We start from the raw sequence: 15,058 nt of genomic DNA on the forward strand, positions 1-15,058 counted from the left end.
TCCTTTTGGACCACGTAAACCTTCTAATTGCTCCGGTGTAAAGTCCTCATAAGTAAAATCTTTCCCCGCGTCTCCGTCTTCTCCTTTTGGACCACGTAAACCTTCTAATTGCTCCGGTGTAAAGTCCTCATAAGTAAAGTCTTTTCCTGCTTCTCCGTCATCTCCTTTTGGACCTGCTGCTAAATCAACCGTTACCGTTTGGTTTGCTTCGTTTGTATACGTAATTGTTCCATCTCCATTATCAACCAAAGTTGTAAGGGTTTCATTTTCCTTTACAATAGTATTGGCATCTAAATTATGTTGGAAGTCATTTTCATCTGTATAAACAATTTGTCTTGTTGTCGTATTATAAATCAGGGATGTAATCGATTGTTCTACCTTAACTAACTGTTTTAAAACTTGATACAAGTCAAGGTCTGTTCTATTTTGAATTACTTCTGTCAAGTCTCCAATTACATTGATATTGGTTAGCACACCTGCTTCATTGGTATACGTGTATTTACCTGGTTGTGTGCGCACCAACGTTGTAATAGTTTCTCTTTCGCTAAAGAATGTTTCTAAATTCAGCGTTGTGGTTGCTCCACGCTCATCAACAAAAGAAATAATCCCAGTAGTCTGATCTAACGCAATAGAGGTAACTGTTTCGAATGATTTGACAGCGCCTTTTATATCAACTGATACGACTTGATCTTCCTCATTGGAGTAAGTCAACATACCAGTTGTAGAGTCATACCCCAAAACAGTTACGGTCTCATATTGCTCAACGATATCCTCAAAGTTTATTACAACTTTAATTCCATCGTCATTGATGTAATATAATTTATCCCCTTCATAAATTACATTACCTTCAGTTGTTCGAACGATATTTTTAATTAGGTTTTTCACCTTATCGCCTTCCATATTTAAAATCTCTTCGAAATGTTGTACAACGAGAGAAGGAACATCATTTCCGTTTACTAAACGCTGCCAAGCGTCATTATACCAATAGTAATAACCAGGCGTAATAAGTGCATTAGCCGTTGTATTGAATACCATTAAACTATTAAGGTTACCATTCGTTATTGTCGTCTTATCTGTTGCATTTGTCAAAGCAACATTAGGAATTAATAATCCTCGGTTCGTAGCTTCAATCGTCAATTCCGCAGATTTATTTGGGCTATTGGTTCCAATACCCACTTGCGCGTTTGCTGATACTGCCCCCATTAATAGAGCAATTGGTATTAATCTTTTTTTCATAATAATAGTGATGTGTCTAACATTCTTGTGTATAGTAAATGCTAATGCATTATTTCAATACCAAATTTTCACTCTTTATTTCAAATCTAGGATTCAAAAAATTGGCGCAAACTATTTTTTAGTGATTCTAAAAAAACTAAACTCGTCGATTTTAAAAAAGACCATAAATCACAACAATCTAATAAACAAGAAGATATCAACTAAAAAACCTAGACTATCCCCAACCTTTTGGGTAAGTAAAAACTATCCTTTCTTTTTGGTAAGAATGAAAACAATCCAACTTTTTACTGTACTTTTTTGAAGTAAAAAGAGACATTTCCCCCCCTAGTAATTCGGAGAAAAAGTTAAACAAAAGTGAAGTAGCGCCCTTTTGAGCGTTAAATAAATCCAAAAAACAAGAAAAAAAGCGAGAAAAATGAACCTTTATTTCGGCCCTCAAAAATCAATCTATTTAACTAGATAACAATACGCTTTCTTATTTTGGATCAGCTAGCGCTCCAATTCTATTTCAATTATCAAGTGTCTTTCGCTTCCCTTGAAACTAAAATTACCTGACCGTTTCTCTATTGGTTGTACAACCTATGCTATAACCGATATAGAATAAAAAAGAAAAAACTAGAGGAGTTTGAGAAAACAAAAAGAAAGTATACCTCAGTAAATCAAAAAAATAAACTAAAAACAAAGCGTTTACACAAATAAATTCAAAGTATCCTATATTTTCCCAAGTTTTTTTTTGATAATATAATATTTTCTTCAGCTACGTAAATAATCTTTAAATTTAATTGATAAACAGTGAGTTTTTTTGCTATTTTTGTAAGGCAGTAATTCAAAAAAAACTGCATCAACGTTTTATTTAATACAACAACAACTTTTAAAAAAATACTATAAAATGAGTTTAGAAACAAAATTTGAACTTTCTATTGATAAGATAGAAAAGTCTAGAGTCGATTCAATTGATTTCGAGAATGTAAAATTTGGATCTATTTTCACGGATCATATGTTGGTTTGTCATTATAAAGATGGGAAATGGGGAAAAGTGGAAATCAAGCCTTATGGACCGATGAGCTTTGCTCCTTCAATTAATGTTTTCCACTACGGACAAGCTATTTTCGAAGGAATGAAAGCATACAAAGACAATAATGATGACGTATGGTTATTCCGTCCACGCGAGAACTGGGCTCGTTTTAATAAATCTGCAGAACGTATGGCTATGCCACACATTGATGAAGAGCGATTTATTGACGGTTTAAAAGCACTTTTAGATTTAGATAGAGAATGGGTAAGAAAAGGAGAAGGAAATTCTTTGTATTTACGTCCTTTTATGGTTGGTACACACGAAGGTGTTGTAGCTGGTCCTTCTAGCGAATTTATGTTCTGTGTTATTTGTTCTCCTGCACGTACCTATTACTCAGGAAAAGTAAAAGTACAAATTGCAGAGCACTTTAGCCGTGCTGCAAATGGTGGTGTAGGATACACTAAATGTTCTGGAAACTACGGTGGACAATTCTACCCTACGCAATTAGCTCAAAAAGAAGGTTACCAACAAGTAATCTGGACAGATGACGCTACACACACAAAATTAGAGGAAGCGGGTACAATGAACGTATTCTTCCGTATTGGAGATACTTTAATTACTGCTCCTACAAGTGAGCGTATCTTAGATGGTGTTACAAGAAAAAGCTTAATCGATATCGCGAAAAGCAAAGGAATTAATGTTGAAGTTCGCTCTATCGTTGTTCAAGAGTTGTTAGATGCACATGCTAAAGGTGAATTATTAGAAATCTTTGGTGCTGGTACTGCAGTTACAATCGGACAAATTGAAGGTTTTGCTTACCAACAAAAATACTACGAATTACCAAATGTAACAGATGAAGATTCTTATGCTGTCTTGTTAAAAACAAACTTACAAGGTATTCAACAAAAAGCAATTGAAGATACATTCAACTGGACAGAAAAAATATAGTGATCCCTTTTGGACACAATTTCAAGAACGGCAGTAACCCTGCCGTTTTTTTATGCACTATATTGAAGGTTTTTACTTATTTTTGCTAAAATCTTTATTATGTTTACAACAGGTCAAATTCAATTCGCACTTTTTTTTATTATCACATTTACGATCATTTTAATTATTATGTATCGCAAAGACCTCAATCTTCACCGTAAATACTACAAGAATAGATTGTGGATTTTACTTGCGTTTTTGGCCTTTATTGGTTCGCTATTTATCCTCAAAAATGTGTTGAAATAATGCTTTAATCCTTAGTGTCGATTGCTAATTATGAAAATTCTTAAGTATTTCCTTCTTCTAGTTGCTTTGCTATGCGTTTCGCTAGTTGTCTTTGTATTAACTCAAAGTGGCACTTTCAAAATCACAAAATCTTTTGAGCTTGACGCACCTCAACCCATTGTATATCAATACATACAAGATTTAAACAATTGGAATGATTGGATTGAAACTGAACATAACTCCAATGGAGTCTACAGCATTACCCTATCTAATATCGGAGTGTATCAAATTCGAAAAGAATATGAAAAACCGTTTGATAGCATTTCACAAGACATTCTCTACGACAATAAATTATCAAATATTGTCTGGCGTTTTAGCCCCAACGGACAAAAAACCAAAGTAGATTTCCTTTTTGAAGGTACTATCGACCTCAAAACAAAAATACTAACCTTCTTCTCGGGATCTCCAGACCAAGTTGTTGGTCAGGCCGTTGACAATAGCATCAATGCTTTGATCGTATTTTTCATCAAACAGTATAGAGAATATGATTTAGGTACTACAGGTTCAACGAACAAAGAGGCATTTAACTATATCTATTTAAATGGTACTTCAAGTTATACAGCTATCAAAACAACAATTGAAACACTTAATAAACAATTGACCGACTTCTGTTCTTCAAATAATATTACTGTTGATGCTACCCCTCTACTGATTTTAGACAACAAGCCCTTAACGGATAACTTGGAATTTCAATATGGTTTTAGACTTCGAGATTCTGTTTTTTTAAATGAAGAAGAGATCTTCAAACTAGGCCGTTTAGAAGCTACCACTTCCTTCGAAAGTACGCTTACGGGTTATTATTCTCACCTGCCAAAAGCCTTGAGAGAAATTCGTACGATTATTAGTAAATCAGAGGTTTTCACAACTAATCCGACACAGCAGATGATGATTGAATTAAACCAATCTTCACTAAATAATCGTCTACCTTCTACTTGGAAAACAACGGTTTTAATTCCGATTACACCTAACGAAAAACCCTCGGCCGTGTATGACAGTATAAGACATCCGCGTTTACCAGTGTACAAGAAACCAATACGGGTACTGGAGGACTCAACTCCTGCGACTCAAGAAACAAGCCAAACACCTCCTCCAACTGAGGAATAAACCTAAATAAAAAGAGAATCGGTCAGATTCTCTTTTTCATTTATATTCCTTTTGCTATTAGTGCTTTAGCTTCTTCTAAATCTTCTGGTGTATCAATCCCTACCCCAATGTGATGGGTAATTGCCATCTTTATCCGTTTACCATATTCTAAATAGCGTAATTGTTCTAATTTTTCAGTTGCTTCCAAAAATTTCATGGGCCAAGTTGTAAACTCGAGTAACGCCTCACGTCGGAAAGCATAGACTCCAATATGTTGGTAGTACTGTACTTGCGTTTCTTTATCGCGAGGATAAGGAATAACAGAACGAGAAAAATACAAGGCTACTTGATTTTCGTCAACCACCACTTTCACGTTATTAGGATTCTCAATGCGTTCCCATTCGTTAATAGGAGTCATTAAAGAGGCTAAATCGATTTGCTTATCCTGGTCTTCTTTAAAAATTTGAACTAACTTTTCCAAATTGTCCGTATGGACAAACGGTTCGTCTCCTTGTACATTGATTACAATATCTGCTTCAATATCAACCACTGCTTCTGCTATTCGATCACTTCCACTTTCGTGTTCTTTGATACTTCGCACCACTTTTCCGCCATGTTGTTGAATTTCGTCAAAAATCAAAGGTGAATCTGTCACAACAAATACATCATCAAAAAGTCCTGTTGCTACTGTTGCTTCATACGTTCTTCGAATAATGGTTTTACCTCCTAATTCTTGCATCAATTTAGCAGGAAAACGCGTAGAGGCATACCGTGCCGGAATAACCGCAATTACTTTCATACTGGTTTTATTTAGTCAATCAAAGATAAGAGATTTCAATAAGCTCTAACAAAAAATGCACGCTTGTTTTATCGTTTAACCTAATCCAATTGCTCTTCAAAATACTCCTCTTGAAAGCCAATCAAGTACAATTTACTTTTTGCTCGGGTTATAGCAGTATACAGCCAACGAACATACTCTTGATTAATTCCTTCTGGCAAATACGGTTGTTCAATAAAAACGGTGTCCCATTGTCCACCTTGTGATTTATGACAGGTTACGGCATATGAAAACTTCACTTGTAAAGCGTTGAAATACTCATTTTCCTTTACTTTCTGATTCTTTTTATACTTGGAAATTTCATCTTCATAATCTAGTAAAACCTCTTGATACAAGCGATTACTCTGTTCATACGTCAAGGCAGGTGATTCACTCGTCAGCGTATCCAGTAAAATAACAGTATCAAATGGAGCCATTTGATCATAGTCAATCATGCGAATGCGCACCGACGCAAATCGAAAGCCATAGAGTTCGACTGTCTTGTAAATTTGAAGAATTTCGATAATATCACCATTGGCTAAGAAATCCGTTACGGTAGAATCTTTCAACCAATAGTAATTGTTTTTCACAACCATCAACAAATCTCCTGCGGCTATTTCACTTTCTCGATCTAAAATACGCATTCTTATTTGTTGATTATAAGCATTGGCTCGCTTATTGGAGCGTACAATAAACATGGTTTCCTCAGGGCCAGCATTTGAATAGGACGAAAAAATAGCATCTTGAATATCATAACTATCTGTTAGGCGAATAATATCTTTAAATCCATAGAGATTAAACTGAAAAGTATCCATGAAATGAGAATCTAACAACAAGCGCAATTCCGTTGCATTGTAGAGAATCCCGGAATCTTCTTCTTGACGCATGACTTCATCTAACTCAATGTGCTGAATTGGCATATTGTAGTGAAAGCTCAACTGATCCGTATTCAAAGCTGGGCTGACGGTCATATTAATGGGCGGAAGCTGAGCGACATCACCAATCAAGATCAGTTTGCAATTTTGCCCCGTGTATACATAATAGATCAAATCATCTAAAAGCGATCCATGCGGATACATACTACTATCACCCGCTGAACCATCCCCTATCATGGAAGCTTCATCCACAATAAAGACCGTGTTCTTATGCTTATTTTGACGCATCGTATATTGCATTCCTCCACCGTTCTTCAAGGGTTTAGGATAATAGATATACTTGTGTATAGTAAATGCAGGACGTTGCGCATAGCTGCTAATTACCTTAGCTGCGCGTCCCGTTGGAGCAAGCATAACGGCATATTTGTGAATCGAAGGCAACTGATTGACTACGACAGATAATAACGTCGTTTTTCCTGTACCTGCGTATCCCTTTAAAACAAACAACTCGTCTTGTTGATCTGTTGTACTAAATTCCGCTATTTTCTGTAAGAAAATATCTTGTTTTAATGTCAATTCGTACGGAAATTGATGTCGTAATATCTTGTAAAATTCAGTTCCTCTCATGTTCTTATTCTCCTAAATACACCTAAAACATCAAAGATACTAAGCTTTTTAGGCCAAGACTAATATACTCCCTTAAAATTGTTTAAATTTGTCTCTCGCATTCGTTGTCAGAAATTTATAGCTCAACAAACTATGAAGCAAAGCTTAAACAAACTTATCATTCAGGTTTCCCTTCAGAAATTTACGTTTATTATTCAAGAAATTGAATCCAAACGCATTCATCATTTTGTTTCGGAAGGATTGAATCAAAACAAAACAATTGAAGATCAGTTGCATGCGCTCTTTGCTAAACATGAAATTTTAAACACACCTTTTGAGGATGTTTTAGTGCTACACGATAGTAATCTCAATACGTTTGTACCAACAGCTCTATTTGATGAGCAAGCAATGGGATCGTATTTACAATACAACACCAAAGTTTTTTCTTCTGACTTTTTTGCCTTTGATGAGTTAACGGGAAAAGACATCAATAATGTCTATATTCCCTATGTGCAAATCAACAATGTACTGTTTGAAAAACTAGGTTCTTTTACCTATCAAAATATCAACACAGCACTCGTTGAACGCATCCTAACTTTATCAACAGATGAAAGCGAAATTGAAGTTTATGCTTATGTGCAAAAAGATCACTTTGAATTAGTTGTTACCCAAAAAGGAGAACTACTCCTATTCAATTCATTTTTGTATACAACAGCACAAGACTTCATTTACTATCTCTTATTTGTGTATGAACAACTTAAACTAGATCCCGAGCATATTCGATTAAAATTAATCAGTCGAATCGAAAAAGAAGATCCGTTATTTGAACAAGCATACACTTATATTAGACACGTAGATATTTTGGAGGAACAGGCTGCCATTGCGCCTTCACTCCTCTTGCATTATCAAGTACCCAAACAACATTATATTTTATTCCATCTATGAGAATTATTTCAGGAAAATTAAAAGGAAGAAAGCTTAGCCCACCTAAAAACCTACCTGTACGTCCAACAACTGATATGAGTAAGGAAGCCTTGTTTAATATTTTAAACAACCACTTCAACTTCTCTGAACTACAAGTATTGGATCTATTTGCGGGCACAGGAAGTATTAGTTATGAGTTTGCTTCAAGAGGCGTGGAAAATATTGTCAGCATTGATGCGGATTATGGTTGTGTCAATTTTATTAAAAAAACGGCTAAAGATTTTGATCTCAATATCGTTCCCTACAAATCAGATGTGTTTAAATTTATTGAGAAACACCAAGGAACGTATGATATTATTTTTGCGGATCCACCGTATGATTTCACTCAAGAACAATTTGAAAAAATCATTACAGATATCTTAGCAAACAACATCTTAGACGAAGAAGGCATGCTTGTAGTAGAGCATTCTAAATTCACTAAACTAGAGCATATGCCTCATTTCTCTTTTGAGAAAAACTACGGAGGATCTGTCTTTACTTTTTTTGAGTACACGTTTGAGGATGAGGATGAGGATGATACAGAAGAAGAATAAAAAAATCCACACCTAGGTGTGGATTTTTTTATTCCTAACTAGTCGTTTACTGCATCGGTGGTTTTCCAGTCCCATCCCAAATTGGAGGTTCGCCGTTTAATTTTCGCTCTAAATTATCACGCTCTAATTGAGTCATCAATGAATTATCACTTTTATAAACTTGATTATCAATTAAAATTCTCGTTCCACTTGGATTCCTTTTATAAGGAATATAATATGTATTAACATAGCTCCTATCTAACTCAGATAATTGATTATTATCAAAGAAAACGGAACCATCTTTTTTAGTGAGTGTAGGTTGTCCATTTACACTAAAGGTATAGGAATCATATAACATGATTGAATTAAAATCAAATGCTCCAAGTGTCAGGTAGTTTTGGGTTACTCGATCAAAATTATGGTTATGTTCATTGGCTATGTTCGCAACATTTACATCAATATACGCATCTCGATCGGGTCTAGATTGCTCATGAAATAAACCTAAAGCATGTAATATCTCATGCATTATCGTTTTCGAATTAAAGGATACTAGATTAATTATTTGTTGTCCGCCAATACTGCCTATTTGGGAATTATTGACATTACTACTATAAAAAGTAATATAATTATAATTAACACCTAGGCTAGGATTACCTGTAGGTTCACCTGTTGCGTTATAAAATCTAACATTCGTTAGTTCTTCCAATTCATTCATCGCCTGCTGAATAGCGGCTATCTGAAGTGTATTCAAGTTAGAATCAAAAGTAAATCGAACCATTGCCCAATGGGTTCCTTGTGGCAATGCAACAACTTTAGTGTCATAAAAATCTTCCAGTTGCTTTCCGCTTTCCGATGGTAATCCCAAAGGAACTATTCCATATTCAGGTTTAAAAACTCCCTTATATCTTGGTTTATTTTTAAATGCAAAAACATCTCCATATTGATCTAAGCCTTGTAGCTGCTTCTCTGACAACACTAAATCCCCTAAATAAACATACTGATTATCCATTTTTTCAACACGGGCTCCTGATGTTAAAGTCAAAACTTTTGTATTTTCATTTTTGTCATAAACGAGATGCTTCTCTTCTTCGTAAGTGGAGCAACGAACATAAACGAGAATCAATAAAAAAAGGACAATTATCTTCTTCATAACTCATTGTTTTTTAATGTTAATTTTTTCTTTTCTAAAAATAGAACAAAAAAACACAACACTCTGAAATACAATTGAATATAGTAATAAATAGGTGATTTATATTTTATTTTTAAATACTTTTTTTAGATTTAAGTAATGTGTAGACCAAAATCTCAAGTAAGCACAAAAAAAGATTGACTTGCATGCAAGTCAATCTTTTTATTCTTATACATTAATTTAAAAATAAATGCAGATCTATAAGCCGGATTCTGTATGCACCGAAGTGCACCCTTATCATTTATCCAGGCCATCAATTACTCGATGGCTCTATCTGCCTACCCCTAAAGCATCGGGCGAGCAGCCCTCGAACGCTAAATATACATGGCATTTCACCGTATAGAGTTTACCTGATTTCACTACAGCCTTACCTGTACATCCTTTCTGTTGCACTTGTCCTCACGAATTGCTCCGCGGATGGGTGTTACCCACTATACTGCTCTATGGTGTCCAGACTTTCCTCTCGTTTATTGCTAAACCAGCGATAAGGCGATCTGCATAAGGTCGCAAAAGTACAGCTTTCCGCTCGAATGCGAAATAACTATTTACTTTATTTTATCTATTATGGAATCCACTTTTTAGGGAAATTCGGTTTGCGCTTTTCTAAAAATGCATTACGTCCTTCTATAGCTTCTTCTGTCATATAAGCCAAACGCGTTGCTTCTCCTGCAAATACTTGTTGTCCGACCATACCATCATCTGTTAAGTTCATCGCAAACTTCAACATCTTAATAGAAGTTGGTGATTTAGCTAAAACTTCTTGAGCCCACTCGTACGCAGTATCTTCTAATTCATCATGTGGAATCACGGCATTGACCATCCCCATTTCAAAAGCTTCTTGAGCAGAATAGTTTCTTCCTAAAAAGAAAATCTCTCTTGCTTTCTTTTGTCCTACCATTTTTGCCAAATAAGCCGATCCATACCCTCCGTCAAAACTAGTTACATCAGCATCTGTTTGTTTGAAAATAGCATGCTCCTTACTGGCTAAAGTCATATCACATACTACGTGTAAACTATGTCCTCCTCCGACAGCCCATCCCGGAACTACAGCAATTACAACTTTTGGCATAAAGCGAATTAAACGCTGTACTTCCAATATATTCAATCGATGCATTCCATCTTCTCCCACATACCCTTGATGTCCTCTTGCTTTTTGATCTCCTCCGCTACAAAAAGAATAAACACCGTCTTTTGGGGAAGGTCCTTCTGCCGAAAGTAGTACTACACCAATTGAAGTGTCTTCCTGTGCGTCGTAAAAAGCACGATACAACTCACTCGTTGTCTTAGGTCTAAAAGCATTTCGAACTTCTGGTCGATTAAACGCAATACGAGCTACTCCATTACTCTTTTTATAGGTAATATCTTCAAACTCGATAGCCGTTTTCCATTCTATCTTACTCATATCTTAGATTATTTGTGAGTAAAATTACTATTTTTTTACTTGATATCTATACAAAGACTTCGAGAATCCCTCTTCCTCTCTTCCCCTACCTCTAACTTTGTGTGCTCTTTCTTCTCTACCGCAAATTCAACACTTCCCTCTGCTCTTCATTTCCCTCTTCAACTAATCGACTTTTTTACATCTCCCCCTTTAAATTACGCAGTTCGCAATTATTTTAGTTGGAATGTGAAACTTTAATGGGGTTTTTCTTTGAAATTCAATAACTTTTACTAATTTGGTTTTTTCTTTAAAAAATCCCTACAAAGACAGTAAGACTAATGAATACCAAACTCACAATCGCTTTAGTTAGCTTATTAGCTTTAGCTTCTTGCAAACAACAGCAAGACGCTACGATGGATTTAGCCCTGAATATGCCCATCATCAAAGAACACAATGTCTTTATTGAAAAATCCTATGAGACCGCATTTCAAGAACTAAAACCAGAATATATCCTTGAAAAAGGACAACAAATTGAAGATTTTTACAATCAATATATCAATAAAAGTGGCTATACAGGAAGTTTTTTAGTCGCTCAAAATGGAAAAATTTTGTACGAACACTATTCGGGTTATGCCAATAAGAAACAAAATGAAGCCATTACTGAAAATACCCCGATACACGTAGCATCTGTTGGAAAGGTTGTTACGGCAATTACAATTCTTCGCTTGGTTCAAGAAGGTCTTATCCATTTGGATCAGCCAGTTTCAGAACTTATTGATGGTTTTCCCTATGAAGACATCACTATTCGCACCTTGCTAAGTCACCGAAGCGGTTTGAAATATTATGGGTATTACCCTAATGGAAAATGGAGTAGTCAAAATGTAATAACCAACGATCAAGTAATCGATGTCATTAAAAGCAAATCGGTTGCGCTAGATTTTAAACCCAATACGCGATTTACCTATAGCAATACCAATTACGTTGTATTAGCTTCCATTGCTGAAAAAGTAACCGGTAAGAAGTTCAAACAAGTGGTTCGCGATTTAATTTTTGATCCTTTAGAAATGAACCACAGCTTCGTCTTTGATGATATCACACATAAAAGAGAAGTTACGCAATCTTATAATTCAAACTATCGCGAAATGCATTGGGATTATATGGATGGAACTTATGGGGATAAAAACATTTATACGACACCAAGAGATATGCTCAAGCTGGATACAGCCATGTACTCCGATGATTTTTTAAATGCTGACCTAAAAACTCAAATGACTGAAGGTTATAGCTTTGAAAGTAAAGGTATTCGCAATTATGGATTAGGTTTGCGCTTGATCAAAATGAAAAACGATAAAAACTATACCTACCACAACGGTTGGTGGAGAGGGAATACCTCTTCTTATATTCGATTAGCGGACTCTAATGCTTGTATCATCCTCTTTTCAAATAAGTATTCCAAATTAACGTATAAAACGATCGATTTATCTCACTACTTAGGAGATTATCCCGTTGGAAATGTAGAGTTGTAAGTAATAGTACAACTCTTTTTTTTTGAAAGACGGTTAACTGTTAACAGTAATCCGTTAGCAGTTAACCGATAAGCTATTCGCTCAAAATACGCTTGATGTCTTTATTATCACCGTAAATAACCATGATATCGCCTTTGTGTAAAACCGTATCATAAGAAGCTATGCCTTGTACTTCGTGAATTTTTCGCTGTGCACCAAAGAAATTGCGATCTTCGCGTACTTTTAACGTAGTAAGTACCACTAAATTATAATTCGTTCTAAAGCCAATTTCCCCCAAAGTTTTATTGGCAAAACGATCAGAAATAGTTATTTCCACAATACTATAACGTCCATTGATTTCGTAGGAATCAACGACTCCCTTTATACACAGCTTTTTCGCCCAACGCTCTGCTGTTTCTTCTTCTGGATGCACTATTTCATCAACGCCAATTGCCTGTAATACATTCTCGTGCAAAGGGGTAATAGCCCGACTGATTAAGCGCTTAACATTCAGGTTTTTCAACACAGCTGTAGTCATAATATTAGCGCCTTGATCCTCCCCAATAGCAACAATAACAATATCAGTATTCCCCAGTGGCAACCCCGCTACTAAATACTGATCTGTTGAATCCAAGCAGATGGTATGAGATACTTTATCCTTATTGGCATCAACACGAGCCATGTTCTTATCTACCCCAATCACTTCATTTCCTTGCTCCGTTAACTTTTGTGCTAAAGATGCACCAAAATTACCTAAACCGATAATTATATATTTCATCGTAATACTTTCTATTAGTTAATCAAAATCTCTTCTGTTGGATACCTATAATTGGTCATCGTTTCTTTTTTGCTAATTGCAATCAAAAGGGTCAATATACTCACTCTCCCCACAAACATCAACATAATAAGCGTAACCTTACTAGGATCAGCTAAATTAGGTGTAATTCCCGTACTCAATCCCGCCGTACTATAGGCTGAAAAAGCTTCATATGACAGGCGAATAATATCGATATTGGGTTCAAAAAAAGTCAAAGCAAAAAGGGCAATTCCGATAACAAATAAGGATAAAAAGATAATGGCAAAAGCACGTCTTACCGCTGATTCGTCTACTTCTCTTCTATTTACTTCGATGCGCGTTTTTCCTTTGATCAAGGTCCATATGTTCAGTAATGCAATGGCAAATGTCGTGGTTTTAATACCCCCTCCAGTAGAAATTGGAGAGGCTCCAATCCACATGAGTAGCATGAGTATTAAAAAAGTTGGAACTGTAAATAAATTGTTATCCACAGAGGCAAATCCGGCAGTACGAGGCGAAGTAGCCGTAAAGAAAGCTACAACAACCTTTCCAAATCCGTGGTGCTCTGAAAGTGTGTTGTTGTATTCTAAACAATACACTAAAACTGTTCCTCCAATAATCAATCCTGCCGTGGTGATCAAAATAATCTTTGTACTTAAATTAATCACTCGAGGTACATATACACTTGCTTCTTTGAGACTAAACGGCAAAAGGCGATTAACAATTAAATGCTTGATATATTTATACACGTTGTAAACAATAGGAAATCCTAGCCCTCCCATAATAAATAGCCCTGCGATAATTAATTGCAACGGATAATTAAATCGATACTCAAAGGTGTATAAATTCTCTGGTAATGTTGAAAAACCAGCATTACAAAAAGCCGAAACTCCGTGAAATACAGCAAAGAACAATCGATCATAAAGTGAATCAAACACTTGATGTCTCACACTGATAAAAATAGCGATCATCCCAACAAATTGAATACTCCCAGAGATAATGATAATGCGTTTCAACGTAGCAAATACATCTCCTAACTTATCAATAGAAGACACGTCTTTTAAAACTAATTGATTGCCATAAGAAGCTTTTCCTCTAAAGAAATAGCTAAAATAACTGGCAATAGTCATGATTCCCAATCCGCCACATTCCATCAAAAAAATCATCACTGTTTTTCCAAACATGGTAAACTGACTTCCGATATCTACCGTAGACAAACCTGTTACACAAACAGCACTTGTTGCGGTAAAAAGAGCATCAATATACCTCATACTACCAGGAGTAACAGTTGCTTTGGGAAAAGACAACATAAAGGCTCCGATAAAAATAATCAACAAAAAACTGACGATAAACAACTGAGGGGGAGTAAGTTTTGTTTTTTTTAGGTTAAGCTGTAGCATCGAAAACTCGCGAACCAACATGAGAAAAACCGCAAAAAAGATCACAGCATTACTGTCAAAAAAGCGATTGGTATGTTCTGGAAGCCAACGAGCTACAACGAGTGTCAAAAACAATAACACACTAAAGAGATCAAAAATTCTAACCCCTAAACTCAGGTGCTTTTTTTGTCGAAAAGCGCTGTAATACCGATAGATTATTATGGTCATTCCAAAAGTTAAACACACATTATACAAATGGTGTAAATGACTGTGATAATCATTTAATGTATTAAATCCCAAGTCGAAAATTAAAGCAAACAGGGAGATAAAACTAAGCAAGAACGGCAAGCGGACTAACACATACTTGATCTTACTTAAAACGACATCTTTGAGGTAAAATAACGGCAT

At 35.6% G+C, this 15,058-nt stretch carries 12 protein-coding genes, 1 other RNA gene and 1 pseudogene; 6 read left to right on the top strand and 8 right to left on the bottom strand.

The window, feature by feature from the left end; all coding sequences use genetic code 11:
• Positions 1 to 1,236: pseudogene (locus tag ACPDG9_RS12045) on the bottom strand (hypothetical protein); the annotation flags it as partial.
• Between the two features lie 889 nt (positions 1,237 to 2,125).
• Between ACPDG9_RS12045 and ACPDG9_RS12050 the strand changes: the two are divergent.
• From ACPDG9_RS12050 to ACPDG9_RS12060, 3 genes are all read left to right on the top strand, one after another.
• Positions 2,126 to 3,199 carry a branched-chain amino acid aminotransferase gene (locus ACPDG9_RS12050; protein ID WP_430527995.1) on the top strand — a complete coding sequence of 358 codons (1,074 nt, stop codon included), beginning with the start codon at positions 2,126 to 2,128 and terminating at the stop codon, positions 3,197 to 3,199.
• Positions 3,200 to 3,298: 99 nt separating this feature from the next.
• Entirely contained in the window at positions 3,299 to 3,484 is a 186-nt protein-coding gene (locus ACPDG9_RS12055) for a hypothetical protein (protein WP_255493670.1), read from the top strand.
• Between the two features lie 30 nt (positions 3,485 to 3,514).
• On the top strand, positions 3,515 to 4,627 hold the full coding sequence (locus ACPDG9_RS12060; protein WP_430527996.1) for a hypothetical protein: 1,113 nt from the start codon (positions 3,515 to 3,517) through the stop codon (positions 4,625 to 4,627).
• Between the two features lie 40 nt (positions 4,628 to 4,667).
• On the opposite strand, the gene kdsB is transcribed toward ACPDG9_RS12060, so the two are convergent.
• Entirely contained in the window at positions 4,668 to 5,405 is a 738-nt protein-coding gene (gene kdsB / locus ACPDG9_RS12065; protein WP_430527997.1) for a 3-deoxy-manno-octulosonate cytidylyltransferase, read from the bottom strand.
• A gap of 80 nt (positions 5,406 to 5,485) precedes the next feature.
• Positions 5,486 to 6,925, bottom strand: a complete 1,440-nt coding sequence (locus ACPDG9_RS12070; RefSeq protein ID WP_430527998.1) for an ATP-dependent DNA helicase — start codon at positions 6,923 to 6,925, stop codon at positions 5,486 to 5,488.
• 132 nt (positions 6,926 to 7,057) lie between these two features.
• Here ACPDG9_RS12070 and ACPDG9_RS12075 point away from each other — a divergent pair, with 132 nt between their 5' ends.
• Positions 7,058 to 7,849, top strand: a complete 792-nt coding sequence (locus tag ACPDG9_RS12075) for a DUF3822 family protein (RefSeq protein WP_430527999.1) — start codon at positions 7,058 to 7,060, stop codon at positions 7,847 to 7,849.
• Positions 7,846 to 8,421 (top strand): 16S rRNA (guanine(966)-N(2))-methyltransferase RsmD, encoded by a 576-nt coding sequence (gene rsmD, locus ACPDG9_RS12080; protein ID WP_430528000.1) that lies wholly within the window; start codon positions 7,846 to 7,848, stop codon positions 8,419 to 8,421. Before ACPDG9_RS12075 ends, rsmD begins: the two co-directional genes overlap by 4 nt.
• A 46-nt stretch (positions 8,422 to 8,467) precedes the next feature.
• Here the strand turns inward: rsmD and ACPDG9_RS12085 are convergent, their stop codons facing one another.
• The 3 genes from ACPDG9_RS12085 to ACPDG9_RS12095 form a co-directional block, all read right to left on the bottom strand.
• Complete coding sequence (locus ACPDG9_RS12085) at positions 8,468 to 9,442, bottom strand: M12 family metallopeptidase (protein ID WP_430528001.1); 975 nt, start codon at positions 9,440 to 9,442, stop codon at positions 8,468 to 8,470.
• 332 nt (positions 9,443 to 9,774) lie between these two features.
• An RNA gene (gene rnpB / locus ACPDG9_RS12090) (RNase P RNA component class A) lies at positions 9,775 to 10,090 on the bottom strand.
• Positions 10,091 to 10,151: 61 nt separating this feature from the next.
• The gene (locus tag ACPDG9_RS12095; RefSeq protein WP_430528002.1) at positions 10,152 to 10,991 is read right to left on the bottom strand and encodes a 1,4-dihydroxy-2-naphthoyl-CoA synthase; all 840 of its coding nucleotides are present in this window, start codon (positions 10,989 to 10,991) and stop codon (positions 10,152 to 10,154) included.
• Positions 10,992 to 11,308: 317 nt separating this feature from the next.
• Between ACPDG9_RS12095 and ACPDG9_RS12100 the strand changes: the two genes are divergently transcribed.
• Positions 11,309 to 12,496 carry a serine hydrolase domain-containing protein gene (locus tag ACPDG9_RS12100; protein ID WP_430528003.1) on the top strand — a complete coding sequence of 396 codons (1,188 nt, stop codon included), beginning with the start codon at positions 11,309 to 11,311 and terminating at the stop codon, positions 12,494 to 12,496.
• 73 nt (positions 12,497 to 12,569) lie between these two features.
• On the opposite strand, the gene ACPDG9_RS12105 is transcribed toward ACPDG9_RS12100, so the two are convergent.
• The gene (locus ACPDG9_RS12105; RefSeq protein WP_430528004.1) at positions 12,570 to 13,253 is read right to left on the bottom strand and encodes a potassium channel family protein; all 684 of its coding nucleotides are present in this window, start codon (positions 13,251 to 13,253) and stop codon (positions 12,570 to 12,572) included.
• Positions 13,254 to 13,267: 14 nt separating this feature from the next.
• Entirely contained in the window at positions 13,268 to 15,058 is a 1,791-nt protein-coding gene (locus tag ACPDG9_RS12110; protein ID WP_430528005.1) for a TrkH family potassium uptake protein, read from the bottom strand.

The sequence above is a fragment of the Myroides sp. C6-3 genome (assembly GCF_050522425.1).
GTDB lineage: Bacteria > Bacteroidota > Bacteroidia > Flavobacteriales > Flavobacteriaceae > Flavobacterium.

Excerpts from the sequence above, each read along its gene's own strand:
- ACPDG9_RS12050 (WP_430527995.1), top strand. The coding sequence starts at position 2,126 with ATGAGTTTAGAAACAAAATTTGAACTTTCTATTGATAAGATAGAAAAG.
- ACPDG9_RS12055 (WP_255493670.1), top strand. The coding sequence starts at position 3,299 with ATGTTTACAACAGGTCAAATTCAATTCGCACTTTTTTTTATTATCACA.
- ACPDG9_RS12060 (WP_430527996.1), top strand. The coding sequence starts at position 3,515 with ATGAAAATTCTTAAGTATTTCCTTCTTCTAGTTGCTTTGCTATGCGTT.
- kdsB (WP_430527997.1), bottom strand. The coding sequence starts at position 5,405 with ATGAAAGTAATTGCGGTTATTCCGGCACGGTATGCCTCTACGCGTTTT.
- ACPDG9_RS12070 (WP_430527998.1), bottom strand. The coding sequence starts at position 6,925 with ATGAGAGGAACTGAATTTTACAAGATATTACGACATCAATTTCCGTAC.
- ACPDG9_RS12075 (WP_430527999.1), top strand. The coding sequence starts at position 7,058 with ATGAAGCAAAGCTTAAACAAACTTATCATTCAGGTTTCCCTTCAGAAA.
- rsmD (WP_430528000.1), top strand. The coding sequence starts at position 7,846 with ATGAGAATTATTTCAGGAAAATTAAAAGGAAGAAAGCTTAGCCCACCT.
- ACPDG9_RS12095 (WP_430528002.1), bottom strand. The coding sequence starts at position 10,991 with ATGAGTAAGATAGAATGGAAAACGGCTATCGAGTTTGAAGATATTACC.
- ACPDG9_RS12100 (WP_430528003.1), top strand. The coding sequence starts at position 11,309 with ATGAATACCAAACTCACAATCGCTTTAGTTAGCTTATTAGCTTTAGCT.
- ACPDG9_RS12105 (WP_430528004.1), bottom strand. The coding sequence starts at position 13,253 with ATGAAATATATAATTATCGGTTTAGGTAATTTTGGTGCATCTTTAGCA.
- ACPDG9_RS12110 (WP_430528005.1), bottom strand. The coding sequence starts at position 15,058 with ATGCCGTTATTTTACCTCAAAGATGTCGTTTTAAGTAAGATCAAGTAT.